Annotated in this window: 9 protein-coding genes; 1 reads left to right on the forward strand and 8 read right to left on the reverse strand. The window is 69.7% G+C overall.

Features of this window, described 5'->3' with window-relative positions:
• On the forward strand, window positions 1-525 hold a 525-nt coding region (locus ABDW35_RS22670), incomplete at its 5' end, for a M20/M25/M40 family metallo-hydrolase (RefSeq protein WP_343716152.1).
• A gap of 193 nt (window positions 526-718) precedes the next feature.
• Here ABDW35_RS22670 and ABDW35_RS22675 read toward each other — a convergent pair.
• The 8 genes from ABDW35_RS22675 to ABDW35_RS22710 all read right to left on the reverse strand — a co-directional run bounded on the left by ABDW35_RS22675 (window position 719) and on the right by ABDW35_RS22710 (window position 10,940).
• A complete protein-coding gene (locus ABDW35_RS22675) occupies window positions 719-1,828 on the reverse strand; it encodes a DSD1 family PLP-dependent enzyme (protein ID WP_343716153.1) in 1,110 nt (369 codons plus the stop codon).
• A gap of 25 nt (window positions 1,829-1,853) precedes the next feature.
• Window positions 1,854-3,476 carry a GMC family oxidoreductase gene (locus ABDW35_RS22680; RefSeq protein ID WP_343716154.1) on the reverse strand — a complete coding sequence of 541 codons (1,623 nt, stop codon included), beginning with the start codon at window positions 3,474-3,476 and terminating at the stop codon, window positions 1,854-1,856.
• Entirely contained in the window at window positions 3,473-4,000 is a 528-nt protein-coding gene (locus tag ABDW35_RS22685; protein ID WP_343716155.1) for a hypothetical protein, read from the reverse strand. Before ABDW35_RS22685 ends, ABDW35_RS22680 begins: the two co-directional genes overlap by 4 nt.
• Window positions 3,997-5,454 (reverse strand): aldehyde dehydrogenase family protein, encoded by a 1,458-nt coding sequence (locus ABDW35_RS22690; protein WP_343716156.1) that lies wholly within the window; start codon window positions 5,452-5,454, stop codon window positions 3,997-3,999. The genes ABDW35_RS22685 and ABDW35_RS22690 overlap by 4 nt, the downstream gene beginning before the upstream one ends.
• Window positions 5,451-6,599 (reverse strand): amidohydrolase/deacetylase family metallohydrolase, encoded by a 1,149-nt coding sequence (locus ABDW35_RS22695; protein WP_343716157.1) that lies wholly within the window; start codon window positions 6,597-6,599, stop codon window positions 5,451-5,453. Before ABDW35_RS22695 ends, ABDW35_RS22690 begins: the two co-directional genes overlap by 4 nt.
• Window positions 6,600-6,620: 21 nt before the next feature.
• Complete coding sequence (locus ABDW35_RS22700; RefSeq protein ID WP_343716158.1) at window positions 6,621-7,637, reverse strand: ABC transporter ATP-binding protein; 1,017 nt, start codon at window positions 7,635-7,637, stop codon at window positions 6,621-6,623.
• A 14-nt stretch (window positions 7,638-7,651) separates the two neighbouring features.
• The gene (locus tag ABDW35_RS22705) at window positions 7,652-9,526 is read right to left on the reverse strand and encodes an ABC transporter permease subunit (protein WP_343716159.1); all 1,875 of its coding nucleotides are present in this window, start codon (window positions 9,524-9,526) and stop codon (window positions 7,652-7,654) included.
• A gap of 100 nt (window positions 9,527-9,626) precedes the next feature.
• The gene (locus ABDW35_RS22710; RefSeq protein ID WP_343716160.1) at window positions 9,627-10,940 is read right to left on the reverse strand and encodes an ABC transporter substrate-binding protein; all 1,314 of its coding nucleotides are present in this window, start codon (window positions 10,938-10,940) and stop codon (window positions 9,627-9,629) included.
• Between the last annotated feature and the right edge of the window lie 45 nt (window positions 10,941-10,985).

Genomic DNA, 10,985 nt, shown 5'->3' on the forward strand with positions numbered 1-10,985 from the left:
CTGGTCCAGTCGCTGCAGTCGATCGTCAGCCGCAACGTTAGCCCGCTCAGGCAGGCCGTGCTGTCGGTGACGCAGATCCATGCCGGCAGCGCCTACAACGTCGTGCCGGAGGAAGCCGTCGTCTCCGGCACGGTCCGGTTCCTGGACCGCGAGGTCAACGAGCTTCTGCGCCGGCGCATGCGCAGCATCGCCGAGGGCACGGCCGCCGCCTTCGAGGTCGAGATCGAATTCGACATCCGCAACGTGTTCGACGTTCTGGTGAACACCGAGGACCTGGTCGAGGGCTATCTCGCCGCGGCCCGCGATATCGTCGGGCCGGATCAGGTCTACCGGAAGACGGAACCGGTGATGGGCAGCGAGGATTTCGCCGACATGCTGCATGCGACGCCGGGCGTCTACTGCACCATCGGCCATGCCGGCTCGGTGCCGGTGCACAATCCGGGCTTCGTGCTGGACGACGGCATCCTGCCGGTGGGCGCCAGCCTTCTGGCACGCATCGTGGAAAGACGCCTCCGCGCAGCGTGAGGGACGGCGTCTCCCCGCTGAGATAGCCCTCTCCGGTCGAACCGGTCATCCTGCGAACCGGCCGCCATCGAATTCAGTGGGCAATAGCGGCAGGTGGTTGCAGAGAAACGCAGCCACCTGCCGATATACGCCGACATGCGTTCGGGCGCGCGATGATGATCGTCAGACCGGAGAAGACCAGACGACACGCGGTTCAAGCCATCGCGCCGCGGGCGGCGACCGGCCACAGGCTTTCGACCCGGCCGGACCGGACACCGACATACCAGTCGTAGCGGTCGACCGTCGGGTCGCAATGGCCGGGCACCAGGCGCAGTTTCTCGCCGAGATGCAGGCGATCGGCGCCGGGATCAAGCACCAGCCGGCCATGCTCGTCCGACGGGCCTTCGTAGCGGATGCCGTCGCGGCCCCAGACCAGCGGCATGCCACTGTCCGTGGGCAGCGCCTTGTGGCCGGCATCGACGGCGGCGGCGCCGTCGCGCGGCACGCTCATCACCGTCGCCAGCACGAACAGCGCCTGGCGGAAGGGCGGCGGCGGGTCGTTGCGGGCGTAGTCCGCATCCATGAAGGCGTAGGAGCCGACCTGCAACTCGGTGAATATGCCGCTTGCGGCCTCCAGCGCGAAGGTGCCGGTGCCGGCGCCGCCGACGATCGGGCAGTCGAGGCCGACCCGGCGCAGCGCTTCCACTGTCATTCCCGCCACCTGTGCCGCCTCGGCGATGGCGGCGGCGCGCTCCTCCGACGATCTCTTGTGCTGGGCGCGGCCGTGATAGGCCTGCAGCCCGCCGAAGGCCAAGTGCCGGCTGGCGGCGATGCGCCGGGCCAGCACCACCGCCTCCTCCCCCGGCGCCACGCCGCAGCGGCCGGTGCCGACATCGATCTCCACAAGCACAGTCAGCCGCGTGCCCGCCGCCTCGGCCGCGGCCTCGATCGCCGCCATGCCGTCGGGATGGTCGGTGCAGACGGCGACCCGCGCGATCCGGGTCAACGCCGCCAGCCGCGCCAGCTTGCGCGGGCCCACCACCTCGTTGCTGACCAGGATGTCCGGCACGCCGCCCCAGGCCAGGATCTCGGCCTCCGCCACCTTCTGGGTGCATTGGCCGACGGCACCGCGAGCCAGCTGCCGATGGGCGACCACCGGCGATTTGTGGGTCTTGGCGTGCGGCCGCAGCTTCACCCCGGCCGCCGCAGCCAGCCCCGCCATGTGGTCGAGGTTGGCTTCGAAGGCGTCGAGGTCGAGGATCAGGGCCGGGGTGTCGACCTCCTCCTCGCGCATGCCCGGCTCGGCGGGCGGCGGCTGCAGCATCGATCGGACTCCCTGAGGCTCGGGCCTAGGCCGCCATCGGCCGGGTCGCGCCCTTCAGCTCGCGGAAATTGTCGCGGATATGGGTCGCCGCCCGCAAGGCCAGGGCCGAGATCGTCGGCGTCGGGTTGACCACGCCGCCGGTGGCCAGGACGCTGCCGTCGACGATGAACAGGTTCGGCACGTCCCAGCTCTGCTGCCATTTGTTCACCACCGAGGTCTCCGGGTCGCTGCCCATGCGGCAGGTGCCGATCATGTGCCAGGCCGGGGTGCGGTAGACGCCGTCCTTGTCGCGGTAGTCCTGCAGCTTCACCTCGAAGGCGCCGGCCGCGGTGCCGATGTCGACCAGCCGGTCGAGCATGTAGTTCATCATCCGCCGGTCGTTCTCGCCCGGCAGGTAGTGCATGGTTGCGACCGGGACGCCGTCGGCATCGCGCTTTACCGGGTCGAGGGCGACGCGGTTCTCCGGGTTCGGCAGGTCGTCGCCGATCGCGTAGATGCCGATGCCGTGGCCGAAATGGCGCTCGAACCAGCGGTGATGGTCGCGGCCCCAGGGCGCCCGGGTCTCGGTGATCCAGCCCGCCGCGACCTCGGCGGCGGCCGAGGTGCTGGTCAGGCAGTTGAAGTTGAAGCCGTTGACGAAGCCGCGGCTGACATCGGTCTCGGCGAATTGCCGGCTGATCAGCGATGCGACATAGCCCATATGGCCGTCGATCGGCTCGTCGACCCAAATCTCGGCCCCGACCAGGGTGTGGTGCAGCAGGTTGCGGCCGACCTGGTCCGACTGATTGGCGAGGTTGTCCGACGCCAGCAACAGCCGCGGCGTGCCGACGCCGTTGGCGGCGACGACCACGATCTCGGCCGGCTGGAATTCGGTGCGGCCGGTCTCGCGGTCGATATAGACCGCACCGGTGGCCCGCCCGTCCCTGCCCTTCTCGATCCGCAGCACCCGGGCGTGGATGCGCAGCTCGGTCCCCGCCGCCAGGGCCTTCGGCCAGATCGACAGCGAATACTTGCTCATCGACCCGCGCGGGCAGCCATTGCAGATGCCGCAGCCATTGCAGCCCGGCCGGCCGTCGTAATCCTCGGAGATCACGCCGGCCTCGGCCGGCCACCAGTGCCAGCCGAGCTGGTCGAAGGCCTGGGACAGGCGGCGCGCCGCCTTGGTGAAGGGCAGCGGCCCGGTCGGGCAGGACTCGCGCGGCGGCATCGCCGGGTCGCCGGCCAGGCCGCTGACGCCGATCATGCGGTCCGCCGCCTCGTAGAACGGGGCGATGTCCTCATAGGCGATCGGCCAGTTCGGCTGCAGGCCGTGCTCGTCGCCCTTGCGGAAGTCGGACGGGCGGTAGCGCGGCCAGATCGCGCCATAGACATTGGTCGACCCGCCGACGCCGTTCCACATCAGCACCTGCGAACTGTCGGAGACGACCGGGTAATCGTCCGGATGGCGGCGGCGGTTGACGTCGGCGTTCCACCGGGTGCGGCGCTGCCACGACCAGTCGGAGCTGTAATGCGGGTGGTCGCCGGCCTCGACCCAGGAGCCCTGCTCGAGGCAGACCACGCTCAGGCCCGCCTGGGCGAGCACCACGGCGGCCAGCGAGCCGGTGGCGCCGGCGCCGACTATGAGAACATCGCAGGATGGCTTGGTCATCGCTTCAGGCCCCAGGCTTGCGTGCGGTCGCTGTCGAGATCGAGGGCGGAGATGTCGACCGGGCGCACATCCCCGGTCGGCAGCCAGCGGCCGCGGCCGTGCTTCGGCGCGTCGCGCGCCGGGTCAAAGCGCGGCAAGGGATAGCCCTTCACATGCGGCCGCAGCCGATAGGGATGGCCCTGGGCGTTGATCACCGCGACGATGAAAGGACTCTCGTAATAGGCGTAATAGGCGGCGTCGCGGACCCAGCCGAACAGTTCGGGCTCCGCCGCCTCCAGGACCTGGGCGATGGCGATGCGGCGCTCCTCCGGCTGGTCGGCGAAGGGGCCGCCGGCCTGCAGGATCGCCTGGGCCAGGCGGGCGAGGTCGCCCTCGCCACGCTCCTCGACCAGATGGATCGCCAGCGTCGACTGGACGCCGATGGTGGCGCCGGAGGGCCAGTCGCCCTCGCCCGGCAGCAGGAGGTCGACCAGGTCGGCCAGCAGCCGCGCCGCGACGGCGGATGAAGGTGTGGTTGTGGTCATCTAACGGTCCGGGTGATCGAGATCATCTTGAGTTCAGTCATCGCCTCGAGCGTGTGGCGCCCGCCGAGCCGGCCGATGCCGCTCTTGGTGCCGGTGCCGCCGCCGAAGGGCAGGTGCAGCTCCCAATACGTGCTGCCGGCATTGACGTTGACGATGCCGGCCGGGATCGCCTCGCCGAAGCGCAGCGCCCGGTCCATGTCCGCCGTGAACACGCCGACGCTAAGGCCGTGCTCCGTGTCCAGCGCCAGGTCCAGCGCCTCGGCATCGTCGTCGAAGGCCAGCACCGGGACCACCGGGCCGAACGTCTCCTCCCGGTTGATCCGCATGTCGCGGGTGACGCCGGTGATCACCGTCGGCTCGAAGAACAGGTCGCTGCCGAGATCGGGGCGCGGCCTGCCGCCGGCCAGCACCGTGGCGCCGCGGGCGACCGCGTCGTCGACATGCTCGCGCACCTTGGCCGCGACCTTGGGGTTGTTCAGCGGCCCCATGGTCGTGCCCTGTTGCAGCGGGTCGCCGAGCTTGTGCGACCGGGCGATCTCGGCCAGACGCTGCGCCAGGGGCTCGACGATGCTGCGATGGGCCAGCACCCGGCCGGTGGCGGCGCAGACCTGGCCGGCGTTGAAGAAGGCGCCGCCGGCCGCAGCGGCCGCGGCGCGGTCGAGATCGGCATCCTCGAACACCAGCACCGGCCCGTTGCCGCCCAGTTCCAGCAGCATCGGCTTGCCGGCGCCGCGCTCGGCGATGCGCTGGCCGGTGGCCGGGCTGCCGGTGAAGCCGATGCCGTTGGTGCCGGGATGGGCGACGATCTCGTCGCCGACCATCGCCCCCTCCCCGATCACCAGATTGACCACGCCGGGCGGCAGCCCCGCCTCCTCGATCACGCGCATCAGCTCGACCGCGGCCATCGAGGTGGTCGGCGCGGGCACCCAGACGATGGCGTTGCCAGTGGCGATGCCGGGCGCCAGGTATTCGACCGGGATGTTGACCGGGAAGTTCCAGGGGGTGATCACCGCGTAGACGCCGCGCGGCTGGCGCAGCGTCAGCACCAGCTTGCTCGGATCCTCCGCCGGCAGCGTCTCGCCGCCCAACTGCTTGACCAGCTCGGCCGCCAGCCGGAAGCCGTCCGCAGCCTTGCCGACCTCGCCCTGCGCCTCCTTGAACGGCTTGCCCTGCTCCAGGCTCAGGGTGCGGGCGATGCGGTCGCGGGCACTGTCGATCTGGGCGGCGATGGCGAGGCAGGCCTTCGCCCGCTGCCACACCGGGGTCGCGGCCCAGCCGGGCTGCGCCGCCCGCGCGGCGGCGATGGCGCGCCGCGCCGTCTCACGGCTGCTGCGCGGCAGCCGGCCGATCGGCTCGCCGGTCGCCGGGTTGACGGCCGGCATCGTCTCCGGCTCCGCCTCCCAGCGCCCGCCGATATGGTTGGCGAAGGTCTCGATATCGTCGCGCCGCATCATTCCGTTCCTTCCGCCGGGTGCCACCAGCGCCCGTTGACCACCACGCCCTCGGCGAAGATCCGCCGGCCGGCGGTGACGATTTCGCCGCGCACATCCTCCAGCGGGAAGGCGCCGTCCTTCAGCGACAGAATACTGGCGTCGCCGACGCTGCCGGGCTTGAAGGTGCCGAGCTCGGGCCGGTTCAGCGCCTTGGCGGCATTCACCGTCGAGGCGGCGATGACCTCGTCCAGCGGCATGCCCAACTCCAGGAACTTCGACAGCGTCGTCACCTGGTCGTAGGCCGGGCCGTTGATGCACAGCGCGTGCACGTCGGAGGAGATGGTGTCCGGCTTGAAGCCCTGGGCCAGCATCGTCCGTGCCGTCTTCCAGCCGAACGACCCCTTGCCGTGGCCGATGTCGAACAGCACGCCGCGCTCGCGCGCCGCCAGCACCTCCGGCTTGATCGTGCCGTCGCGGCTGACCGGCGAATTCGGGAAGGGGCGGAAGCAGTGGGTCAGCACGTCGCCCGGCCGCAGCCGGTCCACCACCGCCTCGTAGGAGGGCGGCGGCTCGTCGATATGGACCATCAGCGGCAGCCCGGTCTCGTCCGCCACCTGCAGGGCGACGTCGAGCGGGGCGATGCCGGCCGGGCCGCTGGCGATGCGGCCGATCCGCACCTTGATGCCAATGATGACATCGCGGTTGGCCTCGGCCACCTCCACCGCGTCGCGCGCGGCCATCAGCCGGATGTCGTGGCTTTCCCCGACCATCACCCGCTCGGAGAAGGCGAAGATCCCGGCGAAGGAGACGTGGAGATAGACCAGGATGCGGATCTGGCTCGGCTCGATCACATGCCTGCGGAAGCCCGGGAAGTTGCCGGGGCCGGCGCTGCCGGTGTCGACGCAGGTGGTGACCGCGCTGGCCCTAGCGAAATCCTCGGCATCGATGCCGAGCGAGGTGCCGCCCCAGTAGACATGGGTGTGCAGGTCGATCAGCCCCGGCGTCACGATCAGGCCGGAGACGTCGCGGACGGCGCCGCCGCCGGGGTCCAGTCCGGCGCCGACAGCCGCCACCTTGCCGCCGGCGAAGGCGACGTCGGCGATGCGGTCGATGCCCTGCGACGGGTCGATCACCCGGCCGTTCCGGAGCACGAGATCGAAGGCCATGGGATGCGCTTCCTTGTGGGGTCAGACCCTGGCGCCGCTGGCGCGGTCGAACAGGTGGATGCTGCGGTCGGGCGCGGTCAGGGTCAGGCTGGCGCCCGGGCGCAGGCCGTCGGGGTCGCCGCAGGTGGCCTTGACCATCCGGTCGCCGACCAGCACGTCGAGGAAATGGACCGGCCCGGCGGGCTCGATCAGCGCCAGCTCCCCGGTCAGGGACAACGCCCCGTTCGCCGGGCCGGGGGAAGGCGTCAGGTCGTGCGGGCGGATGCCGACCACCCGGCTGTCGTCCTGGCCGCCGGAGACGGCGGAGCCCGGCAGGAAGTTCATCTGCGGGCTGCCGATGAAGCCGGCGACGAACTGGTTGGCGGGCTCGCGATACACCGCCATCGGGTCGGCGAATTGCTGCAGCACGCCGTTGTTCATCACGGCGATCCGGTCCGACAGGACCATCGCCTCCTCCTGGTCATGGGTGACGAAGATGGTGGTCACCGCCAGCTCGCGCTGCAGCCGCTTGATCTCGGTGCGCATCCGCACCCGCAGGCTGGCGTCGAGGTTGGACAGCGGCTCGTCCATCAGCAGCGCCGCCGGGTTGCGGACAATGGCGCGGCCGACCGCCACGCGCTGGCGCTGGCCGCCGGACAGCTCGGCCGGCGACCGGTCCAGGAGCTCTTCCAGCCCCAGCAGCTCCGCCGCCCAGGCGACCTGGCGCCTGATGTCGTCCGACGACACCTTCTGTTGGCGCAGCGGGAAGGCCATGTTGTCGCGCACCGCCATGTGCGGGTAGAGGGCGTAGTCCTGGAACACCAGGGCGATGTTGCGGTCGCGCGGCGCCAGGCCGCTGATGTCGCGCCCGTCGAACAGGATGCTGCCGGTCGAGATCTCCTCCAGCCCGGCGATGCAGTAGAGCAGCGTGCTCTTGCCGCAGCCGGACGGGCCGAGGAAGGAGATGAACTCGCCATCGGCGATGTCGAGGTCGAGCCCCTTCAGCACCCGGTGCTGGGCGTAGCTCTTGGACACGGCGCGGATGTTGATCGAGGTCATCGGGGCCTCCCGGCTCAGCCCTTGACGGCGCCCGACAGCGCGCCCTGGACGAGGTAGCGTTGGAACAGGAAGGCGACGAGCACCGGCGGCGCGATCGACAGCACGCTGGCGGCGAACATCGGCCCGTATTCGTAGAAGCGCGCCTGGCTGAGGAAACCGGACAGCACCACCGGGATGGTCTGGGCGTTCGGGGTCGAGGTCAGGATCAGCGCGAACAGGAACTCGTTCCAGCTGACCAGGAAGCAGAAGATCGCGGCGGCGATGATGCCCGGCCGGGCCACTGGCAGCAGGATCTTCCACAGCATCTTCAGCCGCGAGCAGCCGTCGATCAGCGCCGCCCGGTCCAGGCTGGCCGGGATGCCTTCGAAATAGCTCTTCATCATCCAGGCGCTGAGCGGCAGCAGGATGCTGCTGTAGGCGATCACCAGCCCGGTGCGGGTGTCGATCAGCCCCAGGGTGCGGAAGATGACGAAGAAGGGCAGCACCAGCGTCAGCGCCGGGGTCATCCGGGTCAGCAGCAGGCCCCACAGGCTGATCCGGAAGAAACGGGCCTTGCCGTGCCGGGCGAAGGCGTAGCCGGCCAGCGTGCCGAGGGCGACGCTGATCGTGACCACGACCACGCCGACGACGAAGCTGTTCAGCAGCGACAGCGGCACCCGCTTGGCCTGGACGCTGGTCTCATTGCCGCTGGCCAGCTCCGGCGCCAGCACGGCGGTGAAGTTCTGCAGGGTGAAGCCGCTGGGGATCATGGTCGGCGGCGTCCGGATCAGGTCCGAGGCCGGGGTGATGCTCATCAGCACCAGGGCGATCACAGGCAGCGCCGACCACAGGAAGATCAGCAGCGCGGCCAGCGCGAAGCCGATGCGGCCCAGGGCGGCCCCGACCGGCCGGGGCAGCCGTGCCCGGGCGCGGTAGGGCGGCAGCGTCACCATGGCGTGCCGCCGGCCGGCGCCGGCCCGCGCATTGTCGGAGACGGTGCCGCCGGAGGCCGCGGCCGCCCGGCGCTGCCGCGGGCCGAGGACGAGGAAGTAGAGGATCGCCAGCACGAAGCTGAGGATGGTGAGACCGTAGAGGATCGCCGCCCCTTCCCCGAACTTCAGGAACTGGAAGGAATAGAGATAACCGAGCCAGGCGAAGACGGTGGTGGCAGCACCCGGCCCGCCGCGGGTCATGATCCACAGGATGTCGAAGGCCATCAGCGAGTTGATCGTGGCGATGATGGCGATGAACAGCAGGTTGGGCTTCAGCCAGGGCAGCGTGATGGCGAAGAACCGGGCGACCGGCCCGGCGCCGTCCAGCATCGCCGCCCGGTGCAGGTTCCCGGGCATCGACTGCAGCCCGGCCAGCAGCAAGAGGGCCGTCAGCGGCGCCTGGTTCCAGACCTGGGTCAGGGCAACGAGGTTGAGCGCGCGGAAGCCGTCGCCGAGCCAGGGCGTGGCCAGGAACCCCAACCCGAGATCGTTGAGCAGCCCGTTCAGGGCGCCGTAGTCGCCGGCATAGACGAAGGACCACAGGACGCCGACCGAAACCGGCGCCATGGCCCAGGGCACCAGCATGACGCTGCGCAGGAAGCCGCGGCCCGTGAAGCGCTCGTTCAGCACCAGCGCCATGGCCATGCCGATGACGGTGGTGCCGATCACCGAGAAGCCGGCGAAATAGGCGGTCCGGCCCAGCGCCGCCCAGAACTCGGCATTGCCGAGCATGCCGGCATAGTTGTCGAGCCCAACGAAGATCCAGCGCTTGGTGATCGGGTTGGTGCGGTGGAGGCTGAGATACAGGCTGTAGGCCAGCGGCAGGCCGACGACGGCGATCACGATCGCCAGGGTCGGCGCCACCGCGCCATAGGCGAAGCCCGGGATCCGGCCGATGCGGCGGCGCGGACGGTCCATAGCGGGTGTTTGCGGAATGGTGATCGACACCGGGCCGCCCCTCCGACGAATGGCTCGCGAAGGACGATCGCGGCGATGCCGCGACCGCCATTCCTGCTGGCTACTGGTACTGCTGCTTCAGCTCGGCCACCTTCTTGCCGAGCTCGTCGACGATCTGGTCGGTCGACATGCTGCCGCGGATGTATTCCTGGACCCGCTGCATCATGAACAGGTCCCATTCCGGGAACCAGATCTGCTTGGCGACGTCGCGGGAGGTGGCGAGCTCGAGCTGCTTGTTGGTGACGGCGAGGTCGCGCCACGTGCCGAAGCTGGCGACGACCTCGGGGTCGGCCATCACCTCCTTGTAGCCGGAGCCCAGGCCGAATTCGAGCGCCCAGCGCTTGATCACATGATACTGGCCGTCCTTCGACTTGCCGCCGAAGAAGCGCAGCAGGTTCCAGGTCCGTTCGACGTCGGTCGGCTGCGCCCCCATCATGTAGACGGCGGTCCAGGCGAAGGTCGACTTGGTCTTGCCCGGCATCAGGGCGTTCTTGACCTTGCCGGCGGCCTTCGAGAGCTTGGGATCGTTGGCGACCTTCTGGTCGTAGTCGTGCAGCACCATGAAGGTGTGGCGGCCGGTGGCGTAGCTGGGCACGCCCTCATTCGGCAGCGTCATGATGTCGGCCGCCACCAGCTGCTCCTTGTACAGGGCCTGGTGCGTCTCCAGCACCTTGCGCAGCGCGGCGTCGTCGACGAAGTCGTTCTTCGCGTCGAAGACCGGCGCGCCTTCCGCGTACCAGCAGGCGAAGATGCTCCAGGACAGCTCCGGCCACTTCTGGCCCCAGGCGCTGTTGTAGGGCGCGTCCGACACGCCGTCCTTCTTCAGCTTGCGGCAGGCGTCAAGCAGCGAATCCCAGCTGTCCGGCACCGAGAGGCCAGCCTTCTGCAGATGCTCCTCATTGTAGATGAAGGCGTTGTGCCCGGCGTAGTAGGGCAGCCCCGCCAGCTTGCCGTTCGGCAGCGACATCGACTTGACACTGACCGGGAACATGCCGGCCTTCATCTCGTCGACCCCGTCCAGCCCTTCCAGGTCGCGGGTCCACTCCGCCGCGCACCAGCGGGCGATGTGGTCCTCCTCGGCATACAGCATGTCGATGCGCTGCCCGCCGGTCAGCTTGGTCTCGACCACCGGATGGTAGTCGCCGGTCACCAGCTCGTAATTGACGGCTTCGTCGTACAGTTTCTTGAAGATGTTGACGTTCTCTTCGACGATCTGCGGCTGGAACTGCCAGCCGATGAAGCTCAGGGGCGCCCCCGGCGCGGCCCGAGCCCCTCTCCCGCCGAGTCCCGCGAAGGCTGCACCGGCCCCCAGGGCGGCGCCCTGCAGCACGCGTCGGCGGGACAGCAGATAACGACCCAGCAGATCCTTATCCATTCGCCTCTCCTGTGATTTTTGGGCTTGCTTCCAACCGGCATGACG

The sequence above is a fragment of the Inquilinus sp. genome (assembly GCF_039594555.1).
Classification (GTDB): domain Bacteria; phylum Pseudomonadota; class Alphaproteobacteria; order DSM-16000; family Inquilinaceae; genus Inquilinus.